Source organism: Arthrobacter sp. sptzw32, from assembly GCF_059089735.1.
The window spans coordinates 88,373-113,710 of sequence record NZ_JBNHEZ010000009.1 but is presented as its reverse complement, the minus strand read 5'-3'; the positions used below and the strand labels follow the sequence as shown (position 1 = coordinate 113,710).

Annotated in this window: 26 protein-coding genes; 15 read left to right on the top strand and 11 right to left on the bottom strand. The window is 66.4% G+C overall.

The window, feature by feature from the left end; translation table 11 throughout:
* Nucleotides 1-330: 330 nt before the first annotated feature.
* Entirely contained in the window at nt 331-1,437 is a 1,107-nt protein-coding gene (locus AC5RVN_RS16400) for a WD40/YVTN/BNR-like repeat-containing protein (RefSeq protein WP_494138640.1), read from the top strand.
* On the top strand, nt 1,397-1,717 hold the full coding sequence (locus AC5RVN_RS16395) for a MoaD/ThiS family protein (protein ID WP_494138639.1): 321 nt from the start codon (nt 1,397-1,399) through the stop codon (nt 1,715-1,717). The genes AC5RVN_RS16400 and AC5RVN_RS16395 overlap by 41 nt, the downstream gene beginning before the upstream one ends.
* Before the next feature lie 106 nt (nt 1,718-1,823).
* Here the strand turns inward: AC5RVN_RS16395 and AC5RVN_RS16390 are convergent, their stop codons facing one another.
* Nucleotides 1,824-2,060 (bottom strand): hypothetical protein, encoded by a 237-nt coding sequence (locus AC5RVN_RS16390; RefSeq protein WP_494042397.1) that lies wholly within the window; start codon nt 2,058-2,060, stop codon nt 1,824-1,826.
* A 166-nt stretch (nt 2,061-2,226) separates the two neighbouring features.
* Here AC5RVN_RS16390 and AC5RVN_RS16385 point away from each other — a divergent pair, with 166 nt between their 5' ends.
* Nucleotides 2,227-2,622 (top strand): hypothetical protein, encoded by a 396-nt coding sequence (locus AC5RVN_RS16385; RefSeq protein ID WP_494138638.1) that lies wholly within the window; start codon nt 2,227-2,229, stop codon nt 2,620-2,622.
* A gap of 63 nt (nt 2,623-2,685) precedes the next feature.
* Here the strand turns inward: AC5RVN_RS16385 and AC5RVN_RS16380 are convergent, their stop codons facing one another.
* Both AC5RVN_RS16380 and AC5RVN_RS16375 read right to left on the bottom strand, forming a co-directional pair.
* Entirely contained in the window at nt 2,686-4,380 is a 1,695-nt protein-coding gene (locus AC5RVN_RS16380) for an alpha-amylase family protein (RefSeq protein ID WP_494138637.1), read from the bottom strand.
* Nucleotides 4,377-5,417, bottom strand: a complete 1,041-nt coding sequence (locus AC5RVN_RS16375; protein ID WP_494138636.1) for a TIGR03885 family FMN-dependent LLM class oxidoreductase — start codon at nt 5,415-5,417, stop codon at nt 4,377-4,379. The genes AC5RVN_RS16380 and AC5RVN_RS16375 overlap by 4 nt, the downstream gene beginning before the upstream one ends.
* 172 nt (nt 5,418-5,589) lie before the next feature.
* Between AC5RVN_RS16375 and AC5RVN_RS16370 the strand changes: the two genes are divergently transcribed.
* Both AC5RVN_RS16370 and AC5RVN_RS16365 read left to right on the top strand, forming a co-directional pair.
* Nucleotides 5,590-6,513 carry an AEC family transporter gene (locus tag AC5RVN_RS16370; RefSeq protein WP_494042393.1) on the top strand — a complete coding sequence of 308 codons (924 nt, stop codon included), beginning with the start codon at nt 5,590-5,592 and terminating at the stop codon, nt 6,511-6,513.
* A gap of 83 nt (nt 6,514-6,596) precedes the next feature.
* The gene (locus AC5RVN_RS16365) at nt 6,597-7,673 is read left to right on the top strand and encodes an ATP-dependent DNA ligase (RefSeq protein WP_494138635.1); all 1,077 of its coding nucleotides are present in this window, start codon (nt 6,597-6,599) and stop codon (nt 7,671-7,673) included.
* On the opposite strand, the gene AC5RVN_RS16360 is transcribed toward AC5RVN_RS16365, so the two are convergent.
* Genes AC5RVN_RS16360 through AC5RVN_RS16345 form a run of 4 tightly spaced genes read right to left on the bottom strand, consistent with a single transcriptional unit; the run spans nt 7,670 to nt 12,604 of the window.
* Nucleotides 7,670-9,283: an ATP-binding cassette domain-containing protein gene (locus AC5RVN_RS16360; protein WP_494138634.1), complete on the bottom strand. Its 1,614-nt coding sequence runs from the start codon at nt 9,281-9,283 to the stop codon at nt 7,670-7,672. The genes AC5RVN_RS16365 and AC5RVN_RS16360 overlap by 4 nt on opposite strands.
* A complete protein-coding gene (locus AC5RVN_RS16355; RefSeq protein ID WP_494042390.1) occupies nt 9,280-10,119 on the bottom strand; it encodes an ABC transporter permease in 840 nt (279 codons plus the stop codon). Before AC5RVN_RS16355 ends, AC5RVN_RS16360 begins: the two co-directional genes overlap by 4 nt.
* Nucleotides 10,112-11,053, bottom strand: coding sequence for an ABC transporter permease (locus AC5RVN_RS16350; protein WP_494138633.1), 942 nt, complete (start codon nt 11,051-11,053; stop codon nt 10,112-10,114). Before AC5RVN_RS16350 ends, AC5RVN_RS16355 begins: the two co-directional genes overlap by 8 nt.
* A gap of 24 nt (nt 11,054-11,077) precedes the next feature.
* Nucleotides 11,078-12,604, bottom strand: a complete 1,527-nt coding sequence (locus tag AC5RVN_RS16345; protein WP_494138644.1) for an ABC transporter substrate-binding protein — start codon at nt 12,602-12,604, stop codon at nt 11,078-11,080.
* Nucleotides 12,605-12,993: 389 nt separating this feature from the next.
* On the opposite strand from AC5RVN_RS16345, the gene AC5RVN_RS16340 reads away from it, so the two are divergent.
* The 4 genes from AC5RVN_RS16340 to AC5RVN_RS16325 all read left to right on the top strand — a co-directional run bounded on the left by AC5RVN_RS16340 (nt 12,994) and on the right by AC5RVN_RS16325 (nt 16,862).
* The gene (locus tag AC5RVN_RS16340; RefSeq protein ID WP_494138632.1) at nt 12,994-14,163 is read left to right on the top strand and encodes a Re/Si-specific NAD(P)(+) transhydrogenase subunit alpha; all 1,170 of its coding nucleotides are present in this window, start codon (nt 12,994-12,996) and stop codon (nt 14,161-14,163) included.
* On the top strand, nt 14,163-14,492 hold the full coding sequence (locus tag AC5RVN_RS16335; RefSeq protein WP_494042387.1) for an NAD(P) transhydrogenase subunit alpha part 2: 330 nt from the start codon (nt 14,163-14,165) through the stop codon (nt 14,490-14,492). Before AC5RVN_RS16340 ends, AC5RVN_RS16335 begins: the two co-directional genes overlap by 1 nt.
* Nucleotides 14,489-15,862 carry an NAD(P)(+) transhydrogenase (Re/Si-specific) subunit beta gene (locus AC5RVN_RS16330; RefSeq protein WP_494138631.1) on the top strand — a complete coding sequence of 458 codons (1,374 nt, stop codon included), beginning with the start codon at nt 14,489-14,491 and terminating at the stop codon, nt 15,860-15,862. Before AC5RVN_RS16335 ends, AC5RVN_RS16330 begins: the two co-directional genes overlap by 4 nt.
* 82 nt (nt 15,863-15,944) lie before the next feature.
* Entirely contained in the window at nt 15,945-16,862 is a 918-nt protein-coding gene (locus tag AC5RVN_RS16325; RefSeq protein ID WP_494042385.1) for a diacylglycerol/lipid kinase family protein, read from the top strand.
* Between the two features lie 238 nt (nt 16,863-17,100).
* Here the strand turns inward: AC5RVN_RS16325 and AC5RVN_RS16320 are convergent, their stop codons facing one another.
* A complete protein-coding gene (locus AC5RVN_RS16320) occupies nt 17,101-17,640 on the bottom strand; it encodes a TetR/AcrR family transcriptional regulator (RefSeq protein ID WP_494138630.1) in 540 nt (179 codons plus the stop codon).
* 53 nt (nt 17,641-17,693) lie between these two features.
* Here AC5RVN_RS16320 and AC5RVN_RS16315 point away from each other — a divergent pair, with 53 nt between their 5' ends.
* Complete coding sequence (locus AC5RVN_RS16315) at nt 17,694-18,749, top strand: FAD-dependent monooxygenase (protein WP_494138629.1); 1,056 nt, start codon at nt 17,694-17,696, stop codon at nt 18,747-18,749.
* A 49-nt stretch (nt 18,750-18,798) separates the two neighbouring features.
* On the opposite strand, the gene AC5RVN_RS16310 is transcribed toward AC5RVN_RS16315, so the two are convergent.
* Nucleotides 18,799-19,302: a GNAT family N-acetyltransferase gene (locus AC5RVN_RS16310; protein WP_494042382.1), complete on the bottom strand. Its 504-nt coding sequence runs from the start codon at nt 19,300-19,302 to the stop codon at nt 18,799-18,801.
* Between the two features lie 145 nt (nt 19,303-19,447).
* On the opposite strand from AC5RVN_RS16310, the gene AC5RVN_RS16305 reads away from it, so the two are divergent.
* From AC5RVN_RS16305 to AC5RVN_RS16295, 3 genes are all read left to right on the top strand, one after another.
* Nucleotides 19,448-19,963, top strand: coding sequence for a MarR family winged helix-turn-helix transcriptional regulator (locus AC5RVN_RS16305; protein ID WP_494138628.1), 516 nt, complete (start codon nt 19,448-19,450; stop codon nt 19,961-19,963).
* Nucleotides 19,964-20,032: 69 nt separating this feature from the next.
* A complete protein-coding gene (locus tag AC5RVN_RS16300; RefSeq protein WP_494138627.1) occupies nt 20,033-20,356 on the top strand; it encodes a hypothetical protein in 324 nt (107 codons plus the stop codon).
* Between the two features lie 38 nt (nt 20,357-20,394).
* Nucleotides 20,395-21,279, top strand: coding sequence for a serine/threonine-protein kinase (locus AC5RVN_RS16295; RefSeq protein WP_494138626.1), 885 nt, complete (start codon nt 20,395-20,397; stop codon nt 21,277-21,279).
* Here the strand turns inward: AC5RVN_RS16295 and AC5RVN_RS16290 are convergent.
* Together AC5RVN_RS16290 and purB are read right to left on the bottom strand one after the other, a co-directional pair.
* On the bottom strand, nt 21,276-21,950 hold the full coding sequence (locus tag AC5RVN_RS16290; protein ID WP_494042378.1) for a histidine phosphatase family protein: 675 nt from the start codon (nt 21,948-21,950) through the stop codon (nt 21,276-21,278). The two genes, AC5RVN_RS16295 and AC5RVN_RS16290, sit on opposite strands and share 4 nt — an antisense overlap.
* A gap of 105 nt (nt 21,951-22,055) precedes the next feature.
* Nucleotides 22,056-23,498: an adenylosuccinate lyase gene (gene purB / locus AC5RVN_RS16285; RefSeq protein WP_494138625.1), complete on the bottom strand. Its 1,443-nt coding sequence runs from the start codon at nt 23,496-23,498 to the stop codon at nt 22,056-22,058.
* 169 nt (nt 23,499-23,667) lie between these two features.
* Between purB and AC5RVN_RS16280 the strand changes: the two genes are divergently transcribed.
* Complete coding sequence (locus AC5RVN_RS16280) at nt 23,668-23,970, top strand: hypothetical protein (protein ID WP_494138624.1); 303 nt, start codon at nt 23,668-23,670, stop codon at nt 23,968-23,970.
* The gene (locus AC5RVN_RS16275; protein ID WP_494138623.1) at nt 23,970-25,337 is read left to right on the top strand and encodes a hypothetical protein; all 1,368 of its coding nucleotides are present in this window, start codon (nt 23,970-23,972) and stop codon (nt 25,335-25,337) included. The genes AC5RVN_RS16280 and AC5RVN_RS16275 overlap by 1 nt, the downstream gene beginning before the upstream one ends.
* Nucleotide 25,338 lies beyond the last annotated feature (1 nt).

The window sequence follows — 25,338 nt, the reverse complement described above, 5'->3', positions numbered from 1 at the left end:
CCACTGCTTTAACCACCCCGGCGAGCACCGGCACCCGGCACCACACCTCATGCCAGCCCCCGGCGACAAGGTCCGCCCCGCCGCAACTAAGGAAGCGTCGCCCGGGACGCTGCAGGAACTGAGAGAGGGTCGCCCGGAAGGCTGCAGGAAGTGAGAGAGCGTCGCCGGGAAGGCTGCAGGGACTGAGAGAGCGTCGCCCGGAAGGCTGTAGGGCGGGCTGACTGCCTTGGGATCCGCCCGCCAACCAACGTCCTGACTCAGTACAACCAGCAGCCGCCAGGACGTTCGAGCCCCAGAAAACCGTTGCGGGCGGCCCGAGGCGGTGGTTCCATGGTGGGCATGACAACCGCAGAGAGTTTTGTCCTGGCGATCGGGACCAAAAAGGGCCTCTGGTTGGCCACCAGCGGGGACAGGCGCCAATGGTCTTTCACCGGCCCGCACTTCCTGATGAGCGAGATTCCCAGCGTCGGGATCGACACCCGGGAGGGCCGCACCCGCATCATGGTCGGGGTCCGAAACGAGCACTGGGGGCCAACTGTTGCCCACTCCGATGACCTGGGCACCAGTTGGTCCGAACCGGAGCAGGGCGCCATCAGGTTCCCGGAGGACACCGGGGCGGCGCTGGAGCGGATCTGGCAGATTTACCCGGATGCCGAGTCCCGTCCGGGTGTGGTGTGGGCGGGAGCCGAGCCAATCTCCGTGTGGAAGTCCACCGATGGCGGCGAACACTTTGAACTGAACCGCGGTCTCTGGGACCACCCCCACCGGAACGAATGGGGTGCCGGCTACGGCGGTGCGGCCGCCCACTCCATAGTGGTCCACCCTGTCCGTGAAACCGTGCATATCGCCATGAGCACCGGCGGCGTTTACCGCTCGATCGACGGCGGCACCTCCTGGGAGGCGCGGAACCGGGGAATCTCCGCCTACTTCATGCCGGACCCCAACCCTGAGTTCGGCCAGTGCGTGCACAAGATCGCCGCGGACGCCGCCGTCGACGGCCGCCTGTACGCCCAAAACCACCACGGTGTCTACCGCACGGATGACAACGCAGAGACGTGGAACTCCATCGCGGAGGGCCTGCCGGCGGACTTCGGATTCGTAATGCTGACCCACCCCCGCCGGGAAGGTACCGCCTGGGTCGTCCCGCTCAAGGCCGACGGGGAGCGAATCCCGCCCAACGGGGAACTGGCAGTGCACCGCACGGATGATGCCGGCGGCACGTGGAAGAGGCTCAGCAACGGGCTGCCAACAGGCGAATACAACAGCGTTCTCCGGGACGCTGCCTCGGTGGATACTGCGGAGCCGGCCGGTGTCTATTTCGGCACTCGTGGCGGTACGGTCTACGCCAGCGCGGACGAGGGGGAGACGTTCGCCGAGGTGGTGGCCCACCTGCCGGATGTGCTGTGTGTGCGGGCAGCCGTGGTTGCCGGTGCCTGAGATTACCCTGGTTCTTCCCAGCGTGCTGCAGCCCCTGGCCGGCGGGCAGTCCGTACTGACTGCGCCCGCCGCGGTGCCTGTGACGGTTGAAAACCTCCTGGACACCGCCACCGCCGGCTACCCTGTGCTCGCCAGGCGGCTCCGCGACGAGACCGGCGCCCTGCGGCGCTTCGTGAACATCTACGTGGACGGTGACGAGGTGCGGCGGCTGGAGGGCCTGGAGACGCGGGTGGCCCCGGGCCAGGAGGTGCTGATCATCCAGTCGGTGGCTGGCGGCTGAAACGCGGTTCGCGTGGAGCCTGCGCACGGGCAGCGGGCAGTCCTTCCTGACTACGCCCGCCGTGCCGAAGCTGCAGGCTCCACACAGGCAGTGGACGAAAGGTGTGTCAGGCGATCCGCCAGACGCTGCATTCGTCGGTGTTGATAGCCTTGCGGAGGCCGCTGATCCGGTCCAGGATCCACACCACGCCGATGCCGGGTGCTGTCTCCTGGACGCTGCCGCGGCGGATTACTACGTCATCGTAGGAAGGTCCCACCGAGAGGCGGGCTTCGATTTCGTCGCCGCGGCGGAGCTGGTCCAGGGCGCGGACTCTGGTTACATGGGCTGCTGCTTCCTTCAACATGGCGGGGCCCTCCTGGCTGGAGCTGGTGCCGGCTCTTGCCTGCATTACCAAGTGTGGGCGGCCAATGTTGCGGCTTGGTTTCCTGACGGTTAGACGCCGGTTAGTTCTTGAAGCCGGTACTGTTTCCCAACCGCAAGCCGGGACAGTCGGGCCCTAAGGTGGTGCCATGGAGATCGTTGATGGGATCAGGGCCGCCTTGCTGGGTGCGGCGGCAATAGCGCCGCTGGCTACGTTCGGCGTCGTGTTGGTGGCCTACTTGACGTACCGGCAAAGATCGCACGCGGACAGGCGCGACCAGTGGTGGAAGCGTGCGCAATGGGCCATAGACTCTGCACTGAATGACGCCGACCCGCAGAGGCGGCTGGCCGGCCTGAAGGTGCTGGTGCAGCTCATCGGCAGCGATCTCGCCACTGCCGAGGATGCAGCGTTGATGAGTTCCCTGGCCGTTGGCATCCGCGACCAGGAGCAGGACGGCCGGCGCACTGTAACCGTACCCCCACCCGTGAGGGAGCGGATCCTGGCAGAAGCTGACCGCCTGTTGGCGGCGTCCTCAGCCCGCTGACCGCCATGACCGGCCTTGGGTACTTCCCGGCCGCTGCCGTCCCGCCGCCGGATGCCTGCGCCCTCAAGGTGCCGGCCGGTCGCCTTTCCGGTGCACCCGGAACCAGCGGTAACCGTACCGTACCAGCTCAACCGTGAAGCCGCCGTCGGGCTCCAGAGGCACGTTGTCGCCGTCGAACAGGTCCAGCAGGATGGCATCCTGGAATGCCTGCTCCGGCCCGTCTTCCGGCCCGGCCTTGGCAGTGACTTTTACCGGTTCCTCGCCGAGGTTATGCAGGAGGACCAAGGTGCCGCCGTCGGAGCTGCAGGTGTGTGCGAAAACCGCGGGCTCCGGCTGGTCGATGATGGCGAATTTGCCCCAGCCCAGCTCAGGGGATTCGCGGTAGCGCAGGATCAGGGTGGCCATGAAGTTGAACAGGGAGCCGGGGTCGCGCTTTGCGTCGGCGGCGTTAACCCGTTCCGGGCCGTACTCCCCGCGGGCCAGCGGTGCCACCAGGTCTGATGCTTTGGCCGTGGAGAAACCGCCGTTGTCCGCGTCGCTCCACTGCATGGGGGTGCGCACCGCGGCGCGGCTCTTTTGCTGGAGGTCCTCGCCCATGCCGATCTCCTCGCCGTAGAACAGCACCGGGGTGCCGGGGAGGGAAAACATCAGTGAGTACACCATCCGAAGGCGCTCCGGGTCACCGCCCAGCATCGGGGGGAGGCGCCGGCGCAGCCCGCGGCCGTAGATCTGCATGTCCTCCTCCGGGCCGAAGGCGGCGAAAACCTCACCGCGTTCGCCGTCGCTGAGCTTGTCCAGGGTGAGTTCGTCATGGTTGCGCACGAACATGGCCCACTGGTTGTCGGGATGGAGCGCCGGGCGGCTGGTGAGCGTTTCTGCCAGTGGCCGGGCATCTTGCCGGGCCAGGGACAGGTAGAGGTGCTGCATAGTCATAAAGTCGAACTGCATATTCAGTTCGTTGCCTTCCGGGCCGCCGAAGTACTCCAGCTGCTCTTTGTACGGCAGGTTCACCTCGCCCAGCAGCACCGCGCTCCCGTTCCGGCGGCTGACGAAACTCCGCAACGCGGTGAGGTAGCCGTGGGGATCCAGGTTAGCCGCCTCCTCCTGGGGCTGGCCGCGGGTTTCCAGGAAGAACGGCACGGCGTCCAGCCGGAAGCCGTCCAGCCCAAGTTCGAGCCACAGGCCCATGGCCTTCGCAATCTGATTCCGCACCGCGGGGTTGGTGACGTTCAGGTCCGGCTGGTGCTTGGCGAACATGTGCAGGTACCACTCCCCGGTGGCGTCATCCTGGGTCCACAGCGAGGTTTCCTCTCCAGGGAACACCACCTCGGCGGACGTGTCCGGGGGAGTGTCGCTGCGCCACACGTAGAAGTTCCGGTACGGGTTGTCGGTGGACTGCCGGGCCTGAACGAACCAGGGGTGCTGGTCCGAGGTGTGGTTGACCACGAAGTCCGCGATGACCCGCATGCCCCGGTCCTTGGCCGCGCGGATGAACTCCACCAGGTCCCCCATGGTGCCCAGCCGGGGGTCGACGCCGAAGAAATCGGTGACGTCGTAGCCGTCGTCCCGGTCCGGGGAGGGGTAGAACGGCATCAGCCAGATGCAGGTGACGCCCAGCGCAGCGAGGTAGTCCACGCGCTGGGTGAGGCCGGCGAAATCACCGGTGCCGTCGCCGTCATCGTCGAAGAACGTCTCCACGTCCAGGCAATAGACCACTGCGTTCTTCCACCAGAGGTCTGAGGTTTCGGCGATCCTCACGCCGGAGCGCCCGACGCCGGTTCGGCAGCGGAGGCGACCAGCTGGGGTTCGGCGGGGGTACCGGCAGTGATGCTGCCGGGATTGCGGAGCTGCGGCAGGACCTCCCCGGCAAAGGCATCGATGAACCGTTCCTGTTCCTGTCCCACGAAGTGCAGGTAGAGCTCGTCGAACCCCAGGTCCGCGTAACCGGCCAACAGGTCCACGTGCCGGTCCAGGCTGGCTGAGATGTTGACCGTCTTGCGGACCTGTTCCTCTGTCACGTGTTCGCCCACGAGGTCGAAGTGTCCGGCCGTGGGCAGGTCCCAGGGGATGGGAGGATCGTAGGTGTTGGTGCGCCACTGATCGAGGGCAATGGCCGTTGCCTCGTCCTCGTTCGCGGCCCAGGACAGGTGGACCTGCAGGACAGCCTTGCCCTGTCCGCCGTTGTCCCGGTAGGCGGCGAGCACTTCCCGAAGCTTGTCAGCAGGCTGGTTCACGGTGACCAGCCCATCGGCCCAGCTGGCAGCCCGCCGGGCGGTGTCCGCGCTGACAGCGGGAGCAATGAGCGGCGGCGTATTTTCGGGAACATCCCAGATCCGCGCCTGCTCCACGGTAACCAGGCCGCGGTGGGTGACCTCCTCGCCGCGGTGCAGCCGCCGAATCACCTCAACACACTCCTCCAGCCGGCGCTGGCGGATGTCCTTTGCCGGCCATCCGTCACCGGTAATGTGTTCGTTCATGTTCTCGCCGCTGCCTGGTGCAAGCCAAAAGCGGTCCGGGAACATGCTGGCGAGGGTGGCCGAAGCATGCGCGGTGATGGCCGGGTGGTACCGCTGTCCGGGCGCCGTCACCACCCCAAAGCGGAGCTGTGTGGTGGCCAGCGCCGCACCCAGCCATGACCAGGCGAACCCCGAGTGTCCCTGCCGGGCGGACCACGGCTCAATGTGGTCCGAGCACATGGCGGCGTCAAAGCCCGCCCGTTCGGCGTGCTGGACGTCCTTAAGCAGTTGGCCGGGACTGATCTGTTCGTGGGAGGCATGGAAGCCGACAGTAACCATCCGTTAACCTCTACTGTCACGGACGGTGCTGTGTCGAGGATTTTCTTGGCGGCGCCGCCGGGGACCGGGGGCGTGCCAGGTGCACGTTACTTGTCGGATAAGTTTGTAACTTGTAGTACTGCGCTCCCCGAAACTCCTGCGCAGGCGGCGGAACTGGAAGGAAGTACCACTCGTGGGCGGTGTGCTGATCGGGTTGGCGGTGATCGGCGTCGTCATCGCGGTGGGATACATCGCCGCACGGTGCGGGCTGGGCGGTGAGCCGACCGTTTCGGCGCTGACCAAAACCGCGTTCTTCATCACCAACCCCGTGCTGCTGTTCACAGTGGTACTGGAATCCGATGTCACCACCATCTTTTCCGCGTACGTTCCGCTGGCGCTGGTCACTGCCCTCTTCACCGCACTGCTGTACATCCTGGCCAGCCGGCTGTGGTTCCGCCGCCCGCTCGCGGAAACGGCCATCGGCGCCATGGCCAGCTCTTACGTCAACGCCAACAACATCGGCATCCCCATCACCCTGTACGCCTTGGGCGACGCAACGCCGGTGGCCCCGGTCCTGCTGGTCCAGCTGCTCCTGCTGGCACCGCTGGTCCTCACCCTCCTGGACCTGTCGGCGGCGGGCCGGTTTTCCCCGAAGCTGATGCTCACGCAACCCTTCCGGAATCCCATGATCATCGCGACCCTCCTGGGTGTGGTCCTGGCAGCGTTCGACGTCGAACTGCCCGAACCCGTGATGGCGCCATTGACACTCCTGGGCGGTGCCGCCGTTCCGGTGGTGCTGCTGGCTTTCGGCATGTCCCTGCACGGCAGCCGGATGCTGGGCAGCGGCGGGCACACGGCGGAGATCCTTACTGCCACCGCGCTGAAGTCCGCGGTGATGCCCGCAGTAGCCTTCGTCGTCGGGCGCTTCCTGTTCAATCTGGACCAGCACATGCTCCTGGGTGTGGTGCTGATGGCGGCCCTGCCGCCGGCCCAAAATGTCTTCCTGTTCGCCAGCAAGTACGGGAGGGGAGTTGCGGTGGCCCGGGAAAGCATCCTCATTTCGACGGCCGCGGCCGCCCCGGTGCTGGTCCTGATCGTGTGGTTGCTCGCGGGATAAGCAACCCCTGCAACCCGGGCTCCGTGACCCCTGCAACCCGCCTGGGGTTCCACGAGCGGCTGTCTCCGGGCAAGAATGGGCACATGGAACTTCCCGTGATGCCGCCCGTCCCGCCCATGCTCGCCAAGGCCGTCAGCGGCGTCCCGGAAGGGGACCTCAGCTATGAGCCAAAGTGGGACGGCTTCCGGTCCATCATCTTCCGTGACGGCGACGAGGTGGAGATCGGCAGCCGCAATGAAAAGCCCATGACCCGCTACTTTCCCGAACTCGCGGAGGCGCTGAAGGAGAACCTCCCTGAGCGCTGCGTGGTGGATGGCGAGATCATCCTGATTGGCTCCTCCGGTGACCGCCTCGATTTCGATGCTCTCCAGCAGCGCATCCACCCGGCGGCCAGCCGGGTGAAGCTGCTCGCTGCGCAGACGCCCGCCTCGTTCGTTGCCTTTGATCTGCTGTCCCTGGGTGAGGACGATTACACGGGCAAACCTTTCACCGAGCGGCGGGCGGCGCTTGAAAAGGCGCTGGCGGCCAGCAGGGCCCCGGTGCATCTCACCGCCGCCACCACGGACAAGGCCACGGCGGAACAGTGGTTCGAACAGTTCGAGGGCGCGGGCCTGGACGGCATTGTTGCCAAGCGCCTGGACGGGCGGTATGAGCCGGACAAGCGGGTGATGTTCAAAACCAAGCACGAGCGCACCGCCGACTGCGTGGTTGCAGGGTACCGGCTGCACAAGAGCGGACCGGACGCCATCGGCTCGCTGCTGCTCGGCCTGTACAAGGACGACGGCGCCCTGGCCAGCGTGGGCGTGATCGGCGCCTTCCCCATGAAGCGCCGGCAGGAGCTGTACGAACAGCTCCAGCCGCTGGTCACCGGCTTCGACGGCCACCCCTGGGCCTGGGGAAAGCAGGAGGAAGGGGAGCGGACCCCGCGGAACGCCGAAGGGAGCCGCTGGAGCGCCGGGAAGGACCTCTCCTTTGTGCCGCTGCGCCCGGAACTGGTGGTGGAGGTCCGGTACGACCACATGGAGGGGGACCGTTTCCGGCACACCGCCCAGTTCAACCGCTGGCGGCCGGACCGGGACCCGGATTCGTGCACCTACGCGCAGCTGGAGGAGCCTGTCAGCTTTGACCTGGCATCTGTGTTGGAGACCGGCCGGCCTTAGTTGGGCTTCGCACCGTCCAGGACACTCCACAGCCCGTCCGCGCGGCAGGGGATCGAGGCCTCCACCAGCGCCTGGCTGTGCTGGTGCTGCGGCGCGGCGAAGAAGTCCTTGGTTTCCGCCACCTCAACCACCCGGCCCTCAAGCAGAACAGCCACGCGGTCGCACATGTACCGCACCACGTCCATATCGTGCGAGATGACGATCAGGGACAGGTTGCGCTCACGCTGGAGCCGCAGCAGCAGGTTGAGGATGGTGCGCTGTGTGAGGGCGTCAAGTGCCGAGGTGGCTTCATCACAGATCAGGACCTGCGGCTCCAGCAGCAGGGCCCTTGCGATGGTGGCACGCTGCAGTTGGCCGCCTGAGCACTGGCCGGGGCGCTTGTCCAGCAAGGCCGCATCCAGCTCCACCTCAGCCATCACGGCGGTTATCCGCTGGTCCTGCTGTTCCGGCGACAAGCCGTGGCGTGTGTGCAGCGGGGCCTGGAGGCTGGTGCGGAGCGTCATCCGCGGGTCAAACGCGCCGTGCGGTTCCTGGAACACCAGCTGCACGGCCGTGGCCTCGTGAGGTCCGGCAGCATCGAGCTGCCGGGTGATGGTTCCCGTGCTGGCGGTCTCGAGGCCCACAATGGCCTTGGCCAGGGTGCTCTTGCCGGAGCCTGACTGGCCCAGCACGCCCAGGATTTCCCCGCGCCGAAGGGTCAGTGACACGTCCTGCAGCGCCGCGTGGCCCAGCTTCCGCCGCGACCCGAAGTGCTTGCCCACGCCGCTGAGCACCAGGACTTCACGTTCCCTGGACGGCGGACGACGGCGGGACTCCGGCGCAAGGCGTGCGGCGGCCAGCAGCTCACGGGTATAGGCGGTTTCGGGCCGGGTGAGGAGGGCGCCGGCGGGGCCGGCTTCCACAATGCTGCCCGAGTTCATCACGAGCACGCGGTCGGCAAATGCGGCAACGGAGGCGATGTTGTGGGTGATGTAGAGGATGCCCAGGCCGCGTTCCCGGCGTTCCCTGTCCAGCAGCTGCAGGATCTGGCGCTCCAGCACCTTGTCCAGCGCCGACGTCGGCTCATCCGCCAGCAGCATGCCGGGCTGCCCGGCCAGCGCCAGTGCGGTCATGGCCCGCTGTGCCATGCCTCCGGAGAGCTGGTGCGGATAGGCCCGGATGCCCTTGCCGGGATCGGCAAAGCCCACCTCCTCGAGCAGTTCCAGCGCCTTGCTGCGCGCCTTCGCTCCACGCAGCTTGGCATGCAGGCGCAGCGGTTCCTTGAGGTGCTGCTCAATGGTCCGGTTCGGGTTGAACATGCGCTTGGGCTGCTGGAACAGCATCCCCAACCGTCCGCCGCGCACCGAGTTGAGTTCCTGTTCGGACGCACGGGTCAGGTCCAGGTCGCCGAGCCTGATGGAACCATCGGCAATGCCAAGGCTGGGCGGCAGCAGCTGGAGGCAGGACATCGCGGTCAGCGTCTTTCCGGATCCGGAACTGCCCACGAGCGCCACGAACTCACCGGGATCAACGGACAGCGAGACCCCGGACAGCAGGAGCTTGCCGGACGTCCCGCCGTCGGACTCCTTGTGGCCCACCGCCAGGTTCTCCAGGACCAGGCGGGTGTTCATGAAGCTGCCTTTTCCAAAGTTTGCGGCATCAGCAGCGGCGCCGCGGCCATGTGGGCGGCCCGCTGGCCGAGCAGTGTCACGCACAGGGCCACAGTGAAGATGACCAGGCCGGGGGCGAGGATACCCAGCGGTGCCCGGTCCGCGAACGGCTGTGCCGCAGCCAGCATGGAACCCCAGTCCGACTGCGGCGGCTGCACGCCCAGGCCCAGGTAGGACAGCGCCCCCACGCTGATGAGCAGGTGCCCGAACCGCAGCGTCGCCTGCCCGAGGATCGGCGCCGCAAGGTGGGGCAGGACGTGCCGGAAGATAATAAACCGCGGCGTGCAGCCCACCACGCGCGCGGCGTCCACGAAACCCCGGGCCGAGACGTCGTACGCCAGGGTGCGGGCAAGCCGGGCGAAGGGAGTCCACCCGGTGACCACAAGCGCGAGCAGCAGCGGCCCGAAGCCTGTGCCCAGCGCCGCCACGATGAACAGCGCCACCACCATTTCCGGCAGGGCGAGCAGGACGTCGTTGGTGCGGGTCAGGAACTCATCCACCCAGCCGCGCCGCCTGGCGCTGATGATGCCGATGGCCACACCCAGCAGGCACGTCAGCAGCGTAGCCAGAGCCGCCACGGACATGGAGAAGCGGCCACCCTCCAGGATCCGGCTGAGGGTGTCACGGCCCAGGTTGTCCGTCCCCAGCCAGTGCCCGGGAGAGGGCGGCGCCAGGCGTTCGGCCAGGTTCTGTTCCGCCGGCGGGTAGGGCGAGATCCACGGTGCCAGGAGCACCGCCAGCACGATCAGGGCCAGCACGGCCGCGGCCAGGGTGGTCACGTTCAGCCATTTACGCAAGGGAGGCCCCCACGGTGCGGCTGAGGAAGCGGTGCACAAAGTCCGCCAGTGTGGTCACGCCAACGGCAAGGGCCACTACTACCACCACGCCGCCCTGGGCAAGCGGGATGTCGCTGTTGACCACGGCGTCAAAGAGCAGCCTGCCCATGCCGGGCACGGCGAAAATGACCTCCACGATGACCGATCCGCCCAACAGGCCCGCGAACCATACGGCGAACAGGGTGGACAGCGGTACCAGCCCGTTCGGCACCACGTGGCGGAGGATGGCCTGGCCCTGGCTCAGGCCGCGTGCCCGGGCTGCCGGCACGTGCTCGGCGGCAGCGGCGTCAATGATGCCGGCCCGGACAGCCGAAGTGAAAAAACTGATGGGCCGCAGGGCCAGGGTCAGGGCGGGCAGGACAGCGGACGAAAGATCGTTCCAGCCCGCCGTGGGCAGCACGGCCAACTTCAGGGCGAAGACCAGCACCAGCACGGGCGCCACCCAGTACTCCGGCATGGCGATCAGGGCCTGGGTGACCGCGGTAATGGCCTTGTCCGCGGCGCTTCCCGGCCGCAGCCCGGCAATGATTCCCAGCGGCAGGGATACCGCCACGGCCAGGACCAGTGCCATGGTGACCAGGCTGAGCGTGACCGAAAGCGCCGGAAGCACCTGCTCCGCCACAGGGGTGCGGCTGACAAAAGACAGCCCCATGTCCCCGCTGAAGAAGTCCCCCAGCCAACGGAAGTACTGGACGGCCAGGGGATCGTTCAGGCCGAGGCTCTCGCTGAGGCCCTGCACCGCTGACTCGTCCACGGCTTCCCCCGCCACCCTGGAGCGGATGATCTTCCGCACGGGGTCACCGGGGGTGAAATACGGGATCAGGAAGACCGCGAAAGAGGACACCACAACGGCGGCCACCAGGGTGGCCGTCCGTTTAGTGATGAACTGCAGCATTCGCGGGGGATTCGGGGAGTTGGACTAGGACGCGGCCTTGGCCGTTTTTGCGGTCAGGACGTAGCGGGACAGCGGGTCCTGGACGTAGGAGAGGACGTTGGTGCGGATCGCGTCGGTTGCCTGTTCGTTCACGAGCCAGGCGTTGACGGCTTTGTCCTGGAGAATCCGGCCTGCCTCCGCGTACAGCTTGTAGCGCTCGTTGGTGTCAATGGTGGTGGCGGCTTCGGCGATGATCCGGTCGTACTCGGGATCGCAGAAGTGGCTCAGGTTGTAGGTGCCTTTGCAGGTGTAGTCCGCGGTGAGGAAGCCGATGGGATCGGCGATGTCGATCAGACGGTTCCGCTGGCTGAGCAGCATGTCGTAGTTGCCGGCCAGGACATCCGGCTCCGCCGAGGCGTATTCCTTGGACGTGATGGTCACCGGGATGCCGATGTTCTTCAGGTTTTCCTGCACGACGGCGGCAACGTCCGCGAACTCCGCGCGCTCCACGATGGCGATGATCGCCAACGGGCGGTCCGCGGTGTAGCCGGCGCCGGCCAGCAGGCTGCGGGCTTCCTCAACGTTCTGCTGCTGCTTGTCCTGTTTCTCGCCGGCCCAGGGTTCGGACGGGGCAAAGGGTCCGGTGGCGGGGAGGGCGGCACCTTCGTAGACGCTGGTAGCCAGGGCATCAAGGTCCAGCGCGTCGCGGATCGCCTTGCGGACGTCAACCTTGTCCAGTGGTGCACGGCCGTTGTTCATGTAGAGCGTGGCAGTGCGGGGGGAATCGGCACCCAGCACGGAGACGCCGTCGTCTGCCTTCAGCGCCGCCAGGCTGGCGACGGGGATGGACAGCGAGATGTCTGCCTCGCCGGTTTGCACCTGGGCGGCGCGGGTGGCGCCGTTGGTGATGAAGCGGATTTCGGCGCCGGCAAGCTGTACGTCGCCGCCCCAGTAGTTCTCGTTGCGGTCCAGGGTCAGGGACTGCTTGGCTTTCTCAGACACGGGGGTGAAGGGGCCGGTGCAGTGGCCGAACGGGTCCAGGCCTTCAGGCTTGTAGGCAACCGGCGCGAGGATTCCTGTGTTGACGCTGGCCATCCGGTACGGCACAAGCGGGTTCTCCGCGGGCGTGCTGACGCGGACGGTCTGCGCATCCACCGCCGTGACACTGCTGATCATGGTGCGGTTGAAGGCGCGGGCGGGGACCTTCGCATCGAGCACGTGGTTGAGTGCCGACACCACCGACTCGGCGGTGAGATCGGTGCCGTCCTGGAACTTGACGCCCTGGCGGACGCTGAAGTCCCAGTCCAGGGGCGAGCTCTGCTTCCACTCCGTTGCCAGCGAGGGGAGGACCTTGCCCTCGGCCTGGTTGAAGGTGGTCAGCGTCTCCAGGCAGCCGGACAGGGAAAGGATGTAGGCAGCGTCGGATTCGACGGCCCAGTTCGCTACCGGCGCGCGGAAGTTGTCGACGACGATCCGCTGGCTGGTGTCCGCCGCTGCCGAGGGCTGTGGGGCCTGAGTCTGGGTGCCGCTGAATCCGCAGCCGGTGAGGGCGAGGGCAGCCGCCGCGGCCATCAGGACGCGGGGACGGAGGTAGGAACGCACAGAAAACCGCCTTGAAAGGTTGCCGTGGGGAAGGCAGAAATAAAAAAGGGGACGACTTAGGGTAGCCTTCCCTTCCGGTAAAGCGTGAATTCATGAAATGGCTGCTCAGTGCCGGACGCGATTGGTGGAGCTGCCCCCGCCCTCCCCCGATCCACTGGGGCTGCGCTGGGGCCAGGCCGCCGGGTAACTGTTTGCCATCCAAGCCCGCGGACCTACTCCCGCGACAGCGCGTGCGGGCCATAGACTCTAGCCAACTACGTGCAGCAGCGCCGCTTCGCGAAGCCGACTGGATCCAGAACCAGGGAGTACAGCAGGGCAGGGCGGCGCTCCCGTACTCGTGCAGCGAGGGGAGTCGGCGGGTGAAACTAGGCATACCGCGGGAACGCCGTGAAGGTGAACGGCGGGTGGCCGCCACACCGGAAACGGTGAAGCAACTGACCGCGTTGGGCGTGGAGGTACTCCTTGAGGCAGGCGCGGGTGCAGCTGCCGGTCATCCCGACGCCGACTACGGCCATGCTGGAGCACGCATCGTCCCGGCACTCGACGGAACCCAGTTGGATGTCCTCACACACGTCCGCCCGCTCGATCCGCAAACGGCGGGGTCCCTGAAAAGGGGCGCCGTGACAGTGGGGCTGGCATCGCCGTCGTCCGAACTGCCTACCGTCGAGGCACTCGCACAAGCTGGCGTCACGTCCTTCGCCCTTGAACTGGTGCCCCGCATCTCCAGGGCCCAGTCCATGGACGCCCTCAGCTCGCAGGCACTGGTGGCCGGCTACCGCTGCGTTCTGGAGGCGGCCATCAGGCTGCCCCGGTTCTTTCCGCTGTACATGACCGCCGCCGGCACCGTCCCACCCGCCCGCGTGCTGGTTTTGGGGGCGGGCGTCGCCGGACTTCAGGCCATCGGCACCGCGAAACGGCTCGGCGCCCGGGTCTTCGCCAACGACATCCGGCCAGCCTCCGCAGACGAGGTTGCCTCCATGGGCGGCACGTTCATCCGGCTGGACCTTGAGACAGCTGAGGCGGCAGGAGGATACGCGCGCCAGCTCAGTTCCGACGCCGGCACCCGCCAACGGCAGCTGCTCGCCCCGCATGTGGCGCAGGCTGACGTTTTGATTACCACCGCGGCCGTCCCCGGAAGGCGGGCCCCGCTTCTAGTCACTACCGAGATGGTGCAGGGAATGCGGCCGGGGTCGGTCGTCGTCGACCTCGCTGCCGAGTCCGGCGGCAACGTGGAGGCGGTGGTGCCGGGCCAGGACATTCCCGTCCCGACGGCCGACGGTTCCGGCCATGTGACCCTGGTGGGCCTGAAGGACGCGCCCTCCGCAATGGCGTCCGATGCCTCACGCCTGTATGCGAAAAACGTGGCCAACCTGCTGGCGCTCATCATCCGGGACGGTTCCCTGGCCCCCGATTTCGACGACGAAGTGCTCGCCGGAGCCTGCCTCACCCACGACGGCGCGGTGCGGCACCAGCCCACGGCGGAATTGCTTGCTGCCAGGGCCGGCACACGGCGGGAAGAGGTGCTCTGATGGACGGGATGAGCCTGCTGACCATCACGGTCCTGGCGGTTTTTGTGGGCTTCGAGGTGGTATCGAAGGTCTCCAGCACCCTGCACACGCCGCTGATGTCCGGCGCCAACGCCATCCACGGAATCATCCTCGTGGGCGCCATCATCGTGGCCGGGCAGGCAACGGACCCCTGGATGCTCGCGGTGGCGCTCCTCGCCGTCGTCCTGGCCACCGCTAACCTGGTGGGCGGATTTGTGGTGACCGACCGCATGCTGCACATGTTCCACGCGAGGAAAGAGGTGGGGCGCAAGGATTCCGGCGCCGCGGCAATCAGGAAGGACGGCAGATGACCCTCCTCGACCCGGTCTCGACCTCGCTCCTGTACCTGGCCGCCGCCGTCTTCTTCATCCTGGCCCTGCGAGGCCTCAGTTCCCCGAGGACCGCCCGCCGGGGCAACCTGATCGGCGCGCTGGGAGCCCTGATCGCCGTCGTCACCGTGTTCCTGTCCTCGCGGCTGGAGAACATCCCGTGGATCCTCGCCGCGATTGCCGTTGGCTCGGCCGTGGCCGCCCCGGTGGCGCGCCGGGTCAAAATGACCCAAATGCCTCAGCTGGTGGCGCTTTTCAACGGCGTGGGCGGCGGCGCCGCGGCGTTGGTGGCACTCCTGGAACTCAGCCATGCGGACAACCCTTGGGTCCGCCTGGCCATCGTGTTCACTCTCCTGGTGGGGGCCGTTTCCTTTGCCGGATCCGGGGTTACCTTCGCAAAGCTGCAGGAGCTGATGACCACCCGGCCCGTGGTGTTCCCGGGCCTTCCGGTAGTGATGGCTGCCGTGCTGCTCGCAGCAGTGGCAGCCGGCGTGGGCGTCATCTTTACCGGCTCCGGGGCGCTCGCGGTGCTGCTCCTGGTCCTGGGACTCGCCGCGGGGATCCTCCTGGTACTGCCTGTGGGCGGCGCCGACGTCCCGATCGTCATCTCGCTGCTGAACGCCTTCACCGGCCTGGCCGTGGCCGCCTCCGGCGTGGTCCTCGGCAACGTGCTGCTTGTGGTGGCAGGCACCCTGGTGGGAGCGTCCGGCACCATCCTTACCCGGGCCATGGCAGCGGCAATGGGCCGCAGCGTCGCCGGCATCCTCTTCGGCGCCTTCAAGGGACGTTCGACGGCGGGATCCACCGCCGTGAGCGAACGTCCGGTCCGCTCCTCCAGCCCCGAGGACGTGGCCGTGCTGCTGGGCTACGCGCAACGGGTAATCATCGTTCCCGGTTACGGCCTGGCAGTGGCGCAGGGCCAGCACACCGCTGCCGAGCTGGCACAAGCGCTGGAAGCCCGCGGCATCGATGTCGACTTTGCCATCCACCCGGTTGCCGGCCGGATGCCGGGGCATATGAACGTCCTCCTGGCGGAAGCCAACGTGCCCTACGAATCGCTCAAGGAAATGGGTGAAATCAACCCGCAGTTCAAAACCGCGGACGTGGCACTTGTGGTGGGCGCCAACGACGTGGTTAATCCTGCTGCCAAGACGTCCTCCGGGTCACCGATCTACGGCATGCCCATCCTGGAGGTGGCGGACGCACGTCAGGTGGTGTTCCTGAAACGGTCCATGCGGCCGGGTTTTGCCGGGATCGAAAACGACCTGCTTTACGAGCCCCAGACATCCCTGCTCTTCGGCGACGCCAAGGACTCCCTGGCCCAGGTTCTCGGAGCAGTAAAAACGCTCTAGCCGCCTTACTGCTGACCCGCCCTCGGCGGGCAGGCTACTCTTCTTTCAGAAGCAACCTTTCCATTCGCCACCAGAGGACGCCATGACTGCCACCCCCACTGCCCCCCAGCGCGCAGCCATCATTATCAATCCCGCCAAGACGGTGGACATCGACGTGCGTGAACTGGCAGCCAAGCACAGCGCCGAGAACGGCTGGGGCGAAACACTGTGGTTCGAGACCACCAAGGAGGACCCCGGCGTCGGCCAGGCGAAGGAAGCCCTCGCTCAGGGGGCCGACATCGTTATCGCCGGCGGCGGCGACGGCACAGTCCGCTGCGTGGCGGAAGTCCTCTCCGGGGGCAACATCCCCATGGGCCTGCTTCCCCTGGGTACGGGCAACCTCCTGGCCCGCAACCTTGGCATGGATGTAACTGATTACGACGGCGCGATGGCCGGCGCGTTCGCCGGGACTGAGCGCAAGATCGATGTGGTCCGCGCCCGCCGCAGCGATCCCGAGAAGGAGCAGCTCTTCCTGGTGATGGCGGGCGTTGGCTACGACGCCACCATCATGGCTGACACCGACGAGGAGCTTAAGCACAAGGTGGGCTGGTTGGCCTACGTGGACGCCGGCATCCGCAACCTGCCCGGCAAACCGGTCAAAGCAACCATCGTGATTGACGGAAAGACCGCTGTTCGCCGTGGCGTCCGCAGCGTGATGGTGGGCAACTGCGGCAAGGTCCAGGGCGGCCTGGAGATTTTCCCCGAAGCCAAGATGGATGATGGCCTCTTGGACGTTGCGGTGCTCGCCCCCCACCATGGCCGGCTGGGCTGGCTCTCCGTTCTCGTGGGAATGATCGGCAAGGGCCGCGGCAAAGACACCGCAGTGGAGTATTACCAGGGCAAAACCGTGGAAATCACCCTTGAACACAAGGACGATTACCAGCTAGACGGCGACCACGAGGGCGAGGGCAAGCACGTCCTGATGACCATGGACCCGGGTGCCCTGACTATCCGGATGTAACTCCCCAACTGACTCGCATTTATTGTCGTTTTGGAGCTTCAAAACGACATCAAATGCGAGTCAGTTGAGTGCGGTGCTCTGTTCCAGGCACGGCCTGGCCTACCTTGCCGAGGCCTGCACCGGCTGGCCGGGCACTGCCTCCCAGCACGTCGCGTCCTGGACATACGACGGCGGGTGAGTGCCGCTGCGGCGGCAGGCCGCCGTCGGGCGGGTAAGGAAAGCAGTGGCAAAAGGCGCCTTAGGGCACCAGCAGCCGCCGGATGGCCGCGGCGATGGCGGCAGGGTCAGGCTGCTCGTCCCGCCTGACGGTTAGCAGGTGGAGCAGCACGCCGTCACCGTAGTCGGCCACATCCCGCGCCCGTGCGCGCGCATCCGGCACTCCCAGCGCGGCAAGAGCCTGCTCAAGGCCCCCCACCAGCCGGAAGTGCCCGGGTGTCACCGCCTCGGGCCTATCCAGGGAGACGGCCAACCGGACGCGGGTCAGGCCCGCTTGCTGTCCGGCAAGCGCCAGCACCAGGGCGGCCAGCTGATGGGACAGCTCCTTAATGTTCTGCGGGGGACCGGCTGGCCCCTGGTCCTGCAGGAGTGCGGCGTCCCGTTGTTCCAGGCGGTCCAGCACTGCTTCGACGAGGGCGCTGCGGTTCCGGTAATAGTTGGACGTCGTTCCTTCGGGGAGCTGCGCCGCGCCGTCGACAGCCCGGTGGGTCAGGCCCTTCATTCCTTTGTCCGCCACGACGGCCAGGGCAGCGTCCATCAGTTCGGTGCGGCGGTCGGGCATGGGGCCAGTGTATTGCCCCTTTCCTGCCACTACAAAAGTAGTAAAATTGACGCATGGAAAAGATCTCGGTCATTGGCGGAGGAATTGCCGGGCTTGCACTGGCCGCCTGCCTGGATCAAACCAAGTTCCAGGTGAGCGTCTACGAGAAGCGGCCGGAACTGCCCACTGTTGGCACCGCCCTGGGAATGTGGCCAGACGCCCAACGCGCCCTGGCGCGGATCGGGGTGCTGGAGGAGGCGCGGGCCGCCAGTCCGGTGATCGGCAGCGGATCTGTGCGCAATGCCGCAGGTGAACCCTGGATTACCGTGAACGGCGGGGAGATGTTTGCGATCGCCCGGCTAGACCTGGTGCGGCTGCTTGATGCTGCCGTGCCCGGAACTGTCCGAAGGATTACCGCCAATGTCCAGGAGCCCCCGGGTGAAGGCGGCCTGGTTGTAGGCGCTGATGGCGTGCACAGCATGGTCCGCCGCGAGGTTTGGGGCGCAGGCACCGCTGCGAGGCTCACCCCGTACCTTGCGCTGCGCGGGACCCTTCCCTTCCCGGTTGCTCCGGATGAGGTGGGCGAGTACTGGGGCCGCGGAGACCTTTTCGGGATGGCGGCCGCGCGCGCCGGCATGTTCTGGTACGCCAGTTACCGGTCCGGACTTGGTCCCTACGGCATCGAGGTGGAACCGGTTTTGGCGGAGGCACGTGAACGCTACGCCGGTCACGCGCCGGCCATCAGGCGGGTGCTGGGCGCGGCCACTCCGGAAGCCTGTCTGGTGCAGCGGATTTGGACTGCTCCGCGTCTTCCGTCCTTCGCCCGTGGCCGGACCGTGCTCATCGGCGACGCCGCCCATGCCATGCTGCCCACCCTCGGCCGTGGTGCCTGCGAATCGCTGGTGGACGCCGTGACACTGGCCAACCTCCTCAATACGCTCCACGAGGACCAGGCGCTTCGAGCCTACGACCGGCAGCGGCGGCTGAGGACACGTGGCCTGAGTGTGGCCTCCGCCGCGCTCGGGCGCGTTGCGCTTGCCGAAGGGGCCCAGCCCCTGCGTGACCGCCTGCTCAACCTGGCCCGGCTGCGGCAGGCCGGCACCGCCGTCGCCAGTCGTTCCGGCAGCTGATCAGACCTACGCCTGCAGCAGAAGGGTGACCGCCCCGGCCCCCGCACTGCTAGGCCATGGCGGTGTGGGCCGCACTGCGGGCATCAATGCTTTTGGCGTAGCAGTAGGAGTGCGCCACCCCCACGTAGGCGCCGAAATTGGGCACGGGCTCAAAGCCGGAATTTTCGTAGAAGTTCCGTCCGTCGGGCTGGGCGGATCCCGCCTCCGCCTTGATGCGCGTGATCCCCTGTTTGTGCGCTTCGGCTTCCAGGGCGGCGAGGATGGAGCTGGCCACTCCTGATCCCCGGGTATAGGGGAGAACGTACAGGCGTTTGATTTCGGCTGTCCTGTCATCCAGGAGCCGCAAGCCGCCGCACCCTACTGGCTGGCCGGACCCTTTGTCATACGCCACGAGGAACACGGCGCAATCAGCGTCCGACGGCGGAGTGCCGGGTTCGTGGTCAGGGGAACCAAAGCGGGCGTCAAGTTCAGCCTGCTGTGCCCGGCGCAGATCAGCGCCCACGGGATGGGCCCAGGCAACCTGCCGGATGTTCAGGCGCGGGTTGGTTTGCATGTCTGCCTCGTTTCGCCGAAGGGATATGCGAAACAAGACTAGAAGTGTGCAGTTACGCTGATGTTTCTTCTGCGTAAGCGCCGGGATAACCCCGCGCATGCATTCTGCTTGGTTGCCTAGATACATGCTGGTCTAGAATGTTTCCATGCGTTCAATGGGAAATGAGGGCTCTGGCTATTGGTACGGGCCGGACGGCCAGTTGGATTACAGTGCCGCCGTGTTGAAGTCCCTGCGGGATTACCGGGCTGCTGAAACCAACGTCCGGCGGACTACCCGCGATTCCATGGGAATGGGTGAAACAGACATCCTCGCCCTGCGGTACCTCCTGCGCATGCAGGCCTCCGGCAAGGCCACGGCCCCCAAGGACTTGAGCCAGTTCCTCCGTATCACCAGCGCTTCCACCACTTCGTTGATCGACCGCCTGGTGGCAAGCGGACATGTGCGGCGTGAAGCCCACCCAACCGACCGCCGCTCGGTGGTGGTGGTCCCAACAGCGGAATCGGACAAGGAGGTCCGGGTCACCCTGGGGGCTATGCACCGGCGGATGATGGCCGTTGCGGAAGGGCTAAGTGCTGACGAGGCGCAGGTTGTGATCGGATTCCTGCAACGCATGACCGACGCCCTGGCCAACCTCGGTGAAGAAAGTGAACAAAGTAGTTAGCTGGACTAGTTAGCTTGACTAGTAATATGTATGCTTACGATCAGTCCTGAAAATCCCCTGGCTGGAGTCGTGAGTGTGTTGGTAATTTTCACTGGGCTAGGTGCCCTGGTCGCCCCGGCCAAGATGGCTGTGCAGCACGAAGAGTATGAGGAAGGCGGCTGGGACGGCGCCGCCGTTCATTGCGGCTCCGCGATGGACCTTGTGACGCCGGCTGTAGGTCCTGCCGACGTCGGCTACTCCTTCGAGCCGGACGCTGCCGGCCCCGTTCAGCTTCCTCCGGTGTGGCGGTGTCGCTGCGGGTTTCAGCTCGACGCCTGGTTCTACTCGCCGTACGCTTCGCAGGGCCAGGTTGCTGGTCCGGGAGCAGTGCACAGCCCGGTTCTCTCGGCGTGACGTGCGTCGCTGCAGCGCGGCAGCAGAACGCTGCCCCTATGCTTTCCGTGGAAACCGTGAGTGGGCGTTACGAGCTTAAAGAGCGTTTGGGACGGGGTTCACTAGCGGAGGTGTACCGCGCCGTCGACCGTGACAATGGCCCGGATGTGGCGGTCAAGGTTGCTGTTGGCACCTCGGAAAAGCACTTCGAGCGGATCCGCAATGAAGCCCAGTTTCTGGCAGCACTGGACCACCCCTCCATCATCAGGTTCATCGCCAGGTCCGTCATGCCCGGTACCACGCCCCTCGCGGGCCGTCCTTTCCTGGTTGAAGAGCTGGCCCTCGGTGCGAGCCTTGCCGAGGCATCCCGCGCCGGCTTGCCGGGCGCCGTCAACGTAGCCGCCTGGGCACGCGGCCTCTTCGGAGCGTTGGCCCACCTGCATGAGCAGGGGCTCGTCCACCGGGACATCAAACCCGCGAACCTCATGCTCAGCGGTCTGCGGAGAAGTCCGGTCCGCATCATCGACTTCGGCATAGTGGCCGCTGCCGGAGCGGCTCCCGAGCCAGGCATCTCCTCGGGAACAGTTCACTACATGAGCCCGGAGCAGGCTGCAGGCGGACCTGCGCGTACCTCCTGGGACGTTTACGCCATGGGCCTTGTCCTGCTGGAACTCCTCACGGGCACCAAAGCCTTTCCCGGAACGGCCATTGAATCCCTGGTAGCCAGGACCCTTAGGAGCCCGGAAATACCCGACTCGCTCGGGCCCGTATGGTGCTCCTTCCTTCGCGCGCTTACCGCAATGGACGGTGACGCACGGCCGACGGCGGCTGATGCGGCCGTTATGGCGGCGGGGCTTATCCCCCCGGCCGCCGCCGGCCAGTTCAACGGCACGTGCCGAAGTATGGCGGTGTTCCCGGCACGCCGGATCAGGCAGCTGGTTTAGGGCTCCGCCAGGTTCCGTCCCATGGGGTCCTCCGCAGTGGGATCGGCAAGGGCAAGTCCGCCCACCGGGCTGCCGTCCCAGTGGATCAACCGCCAGCCGCTGTCCGGGTCACCATTCAGCGCCACAATTCCGGTGTTGGCCAGCACATGCTTGGCCGCGAACTCGTGGTCCGCGTCCTGAGCCCTGCGGCCGGCCCAGGTGCGGATCGCGGCGCCGTGGCTGACGACTGCTGCCGTGGCCTGCTCCCCGGATGTGCGTTCAAGGACGCGGGCGATGGCGGCATCAAAGCGCTCAAAGAATGCATGGCCGTCGGGCCCGGCGGGCATGCGCCGGTCCAGGTCGCCCGCGGCCCAGGAGATTACCGTCCCCATGTACCGCTTGTGCGACTCGTGGTCCGTCAGTTTCTCCAGCGAGCCGGCTTCTATCTCGTGGAGTCCATCCAGCACCTGGACGTCGAGGCTGTGCAGCCGGCCCAGCGGTGCTGCGGTGATCTGCGTCCGAACCAGGGTGGAGGCATATAGCGCGTCGATCGGCTCGTTGGCCAGCGAACGGGCCAAGGCTTCCGCCTGCCGCTCACCCAGTTCGGTTAAGCCGGGACCCGGGTGGGCGGTGTCCAGTTGGCCGAGCACATTCCCCGGGGTTTGTCCGTGGCGGATCAAGAGCAACCTCATGCTTCCAGTTTCGCACTAGGAAGCATGCCGCCCCGCCCGGCCCGTCCCAGGGAAGGCGGGCCGAAAGGCGCCGGGCATGTCGCAGCCCGGCGCCGACGTCGAGCGTTACTTCAGGTGGTTCACCAGCTGGTCCGCGATGCCGGTGTACTTGCCCGGGGTCAGCGCCAGGAGGCGTGCTTCGGCTTCGGGTGAAAGGCCCAGGCTTTGGACGAATTCCTGCATGCGGGCAGCGTCCACCCGCTGTCCGCGGGTGAGGTCCTTGAGCCGCTCGTAAGGGTTCTCCATGCCTTCGACGCCGGCAATCGCCTCGGCGCGCATGACCATCTGGATTGCTTCGCCCAGAACTTCCCAGTTGGTGTCCAGGTCACCAGCGAGAACATCCTCGGCAACATCCAGGCGCTCGAGGCCCTTGGCCACGTTGGAAATCGCCAGCAGGGAGTGGCCGAACGCCACCCCGATGTTCCGCTGGCTTGAGGAGTCGGTGAGGTCGCGCTGCCACCGGGAGGTAACCAGGGTGGAACCCAGGACGTCCAGCAGCCCGGACGAAATCTCAAGGTTGGCCTCGGCATTTTCGAAACGGATGGGGTTGACCTTGTGCGGCATGGTGGACGATCCCGTGGCCCCGGCCACCGGGATCTGGGCGAAGTAGCCGATGGAGATGTAGCTCCAGATGTCCGTGCAGACGTTGTGCAGGATGCGGTTGAAGCGCGCGACGTCGGCGTACAGTTCGGCCTGCCAGTCGTGGCTTTCGATCTGCGTGGTCAGCGGATTCCAGGTCAGTCCCAGGGCCTCCACGAAGGATTTGGACACCTGCTGCCAGTCAGCGCCGGGGACGGAGGCAACGTGGGCGGCGTAAGTGCCGGTGGCGCCGTTGATTTTCCCCAGGTACTCGGTCTTTTCGATCCGGTCGAGCTGCCGGGTCAGGCGGTGCGCAATGACCGCAAGTTCCTTGCCGAGCGTCGTAGGGGTGGCGGGCTGGCCGTGGGTGCGGGACAGCATGGGGACGGCCCGGTTGTCCTGCGCCATCCTGCTGATCTGGGCCGCCAGCGCACGCGCTGCCGGGAGCCACACGTCTTCCACAGCGCCCTTGACACCGAGCGCGTAGGAAAGGTTGTTGATGTCCTCGGAGGTGCAGCCGAAGTGCACCATGGCCGTGAGGTGCCCGATGCCGATGGCCGGGAGGCGGCGGCCGATGTAGTACTCCACAGCCTTCACGTCGTGGACTGTTACCGCTTCGATGTCAGCCAGTTCCGTCACTGAGTTGGCGTCGAACCCGGTGACAATGGCCCGGAGCTGCTCCTGCTGCTGGGCTGTCAGTGGTCCCGCGCCGGGAAGGACATTGTTGCTGGTCAGGTGGATGAGCCATTCAACTTCCACTGCCACCCGGTCGCGGTTGAGCGCAGCTTCCGACAGGTAGTCCACCAGCGGGGCGACGGCGGACTGGTAGCGGCCGTCCAGCGGGCCGAGCGCGATTTTTTCCGGGGACGCGGCGAGGGCCAGGCGTCCTGAGGGCGTACGGGTGTCAGCTGTGGCGGCAGTTTCAGGCATGTGCTGATTCTTTCATGAACTCCCGCGGCGGCTTTAGCCCTTCCCGGGACGCTACTTGTCCACATACACGACGGCGGTGGTTGGGCAGGCCGGTTGCCCTCCGTAGCGTTCATTCCAGGCAGGGCCTGCCGCGGGAGCCGCGGTGTTGCAGGCGGGAGAGGTAAGAGCCATGGGCGGTCAATTGGCAGGGGCGGAGCTGCAGCAGGACATGCTCCGTGCTGCACAGGTGGAGCAGTTGGCTGTCCGCGTCGCCTCCTGCATCGGCCGCGCAGAAGAGGTGCTTGCCGGGTTCAGGGAGATCCAGCTGCTGGAATGGGAGTCTCCGGCCGGCCGTGCTTACCGCGATACCGTGTCGCTGCAGTCCACTGTCCTGCGGCGTGCGCTTGAAGCGCTGGTTGAGGCAAAGGCTGCTGTGGAGCGGCACGCCCGCGAGACATTTACCGCTGGCTGCACCTATTTGGGCAGCCCCTGATGGCCGAGGCAACACCGTCCAGCACTGGGTCCATCAAGGTTTTCAGCCCGCCCGATGACGGAGCCCTTTCCATTCGCGGCGGCGTGGGCGGAATAACTTTCCAGCTGGAGGAACTGGCGGCGGGCGCGAAGAAGCTGGATGAACTGGCGTGCACACTCTCCGATTTGGAGATTGAAGTCCGCCGGATATGGGAGGAACTCGTGCCTTTCCAGGACTTGCCGCGGTGGTCCGGCACGCAGGCTCTTAGCGTGGTGGGTGAGTCCGGGCGGAATATCCATGCAGTGCGCGCCGGGCTGCAGCACATCAGCGGCGAGGTCCGGGCGTGCAAACAGGAGTACGAAGTGGCGGAGTGGCTTGCCGGCACTGCAAGATACCTCGGCATAGTCAGCCCGCAGGACGTCCACGCGTCCCTGGCGCATATGGCCTCCACCCGGGCCGTTGACAGCAAGACGGCAGAAACCATGGTGGCCGGCCTTGGTCTCGAGGCCGCCGATGTGAAGCGGCGGGTCAAGGAGGATCCCGGGGTCTGGGGTGGCTTGGAGCAGGGAGGCATCTTCGGCCGCCCTTTGGCCATGCACCAGGAGGAGACAGTTCAGGTGGACCTGGACACGTCCCCGGCCGGCCTGCTGGAGCGTATCCGGCTTATAGATGCTCGTGGTGCGGGGTTTATCGAGGTCATCGAAGTCCCCAGCGGAGGGGAGAAGGCTTACGTGCTCGTTGTTCCCGGCACCCAGCCTGCTGGTTCCGGTGCCGGTGGTAAGAACCCGTTTGATGAAGCTGGAATAGTGGAAGCCTTGGTCTACAGCTCCGATGATTTGAGCGCTGCGGCGGTTGCAGCTCTGCAGGCGGCGGGCGCCGAGCAGGGAGCCGCCGTGGTGGCCGTTGGATACAGCCAAGGCGGTATCCATGCCATGAACATGGCCGCCGATCCGCATTTCCTCCGAAACTACGACCTCCGGTACGTGCTCACGGCCGGTTCCCCGGTCGCCGGCATTAACGCCGCGGAGGGAGTGCAGTCGCTGCACCTGGAGCATCGCACAGATTGGGTGCCGGGATCAGACGGGTCACCAAATCCGGACTCAAGGGACCAGGTGACGGTTTCCTTGGGGAACGCGCCGAGGGCCGCAGAAGGAGAAGGGGGCCTCGGGCCTGGCCACACCCTCAGTACCTACCAGGACGGCGCCCGGCTGGTCTCCGCCAGCAACGACCCCTCACTGGTGGGATCCACTGCCGCGTTGGGCGCTGTGCTTGGAGCGGGTGGCGCGGCCACCGCTACCCGCTTTTCCCTGACCCGGACCAAGGCCCCCGCTCCAAAATCCCGCGCGACAGACACCCGCACCGAGGGGCGCGGGTATGGCGGACGGTAGC

Bases quoted from the DNA above. Each gene is read 5' to 3' on its own strand.
- AC5RVN_RS16315 (WP_494138629.1), top strand. From the start codon at position 17,694: ATGGAAAAGATCTCGGTCATTGGCGGAGGAATTGCCGGGCTTGCACTG.
- AC5RVN_RS16290 (WP_494042378.1), bottom strand. From the start codon at position 21,950: ATGAGGTTGCTCTTGATCCGCCACGGACAAACCCCGGGGAATGTGCTC.
- AC5RVN_RS16375 (WP_494138636.1), bottom strand. From the start codon at position 5,417: ATGGTTACTGTCGGCTTCCATGCCTCCCACGAACAGATCAGTCCCGGC.
- AC5RVN_RS16325 (WP_494042385.1), top strand. From the start codon at position 15,945: ATGACTGCCACCCCCACTGCCCCCCAGCGCGCAGCCATCATTATCAAT.
- AC5RVN_RS16330 (WP_494138631.1), top strand. From the start codon at position 14,489: ATGACCCTCCTCGACCCGGTCTCGACCTCGCTCCTGTACCTGGCCGCC.
- AC5RVN_RS16320 (WP_494138630.1), bottom strand. From the start codon at position 17,640: ATGCCCGACCGCCGCACCGAACTGATGGACGCTGCCCTGGCCGTCGTG.
- AC5RVN_RS16360 (WP_494138634.1), bottom strand. From the start codon at position 9,283: ATGAACACCCGCCTGGTCCTGGAGAACCTGGCGGTGGGCCACAAGGAG.
- AC5RVN_RS16310 (WP_494042382.1), bottom strand. From the start codon at position 19,302: ATGCAAACCAACCCGCGCCTGAACATCCGGCAGGTTGCCTGGGCCCAT.
- AC5RVN_RS16400 (WP_494138640.1), top strand. From the start codon at position 331: ATGGTGGGCATGACAACCGCAGAGAGTTTTGTCCTGGCGATCGGGACC.
- AC5RVN_RS16275 (WP_494138623.1), top strand. From the start codon at position 23,970: ATGGCCGAGGCAACACCGTCCAGCACTGGGTCCATCAAGGTTTTCAGC.
- purB (WP_494138625.1), bottom strand. From the start codon at position 23,498: ATGCCTGAAACTGCCGCCACAGCTGACACCCGTACGCCCTCAGGACGC.
- AC5RVN_RS16280 (WP_494138624.1), top strand. From the start codon at position 23,668: ATGGGCGGTCAATTGGCAGGGGCGGAGCTGCAGCAGGACATGCTCCGT.
- AC5RVN_RS16295 (WP_494138626.1), top strand. From the start codon at position 20,395: ATGCTTTCCGTGGAAACCGTGAGTGGGCGTTACGAGCTTAAAGAGCGT.
- AC5RVN_RS16305 (WP_494138628.1), top strand. From the start codon at position 19,448: ATGCGTTCAATGGGAAATGAGGGCTCTGGCTATTGGTACGGGCCGGAC.
- AC5RVN_RS16390 (WP_494042397.1), bottom strand. From the start codon at position 2,060: ATGTTGAAGGAAGCAGCAGCCCATGTAACCAGAGTCCGCGCCCTGGAC.
- AC5RVN_RS16385 (WP_494138638.1), top strand. From the start codon at position 2,227: ATGGAGATCGTTGATGGGATCAGGGCCGCCTTGCTGGGTGCGGCGGCA.
- AC5RVN_RS16335 (WP_494042387.1), top strand. From the start codon at position 14,163: ATGGACGGGATGAGCCTGCTGACCATCACGGTCCTGGCGGTTTTTGTG.
- AC5RVN_RS16365 (WP_494138635.1), top strand. From the start codon at position 6,597: ATGGAACTTCCCGTGATGCCGCCCGTCCCGCCCATGCTCGCCAAGGCC.
- AC5RVN_RS16350 (WP_494138633.1), bottom strand. From the start codon at position 11,053: ATGCTGCAGTTCATCACTAAACGGACGGCCACCCTGGTGGCCGCCGTT.
- AC5RVN_RS16345 (WP_494138644.1), bottom strand. From the start codon at position 12,604: ATGGCCGCGGCGGCTGCCCTCGCCCTCACCGGCTGCGGATTCAGCGGC.
- AC5RVN_RS16395 (WP_494138639.1), top strand. From the start codon at position 1,397: ATGTGCTGTGTGTGCGGGCAGCCGTGGTTGCCGGTGCCTGAGATTACC.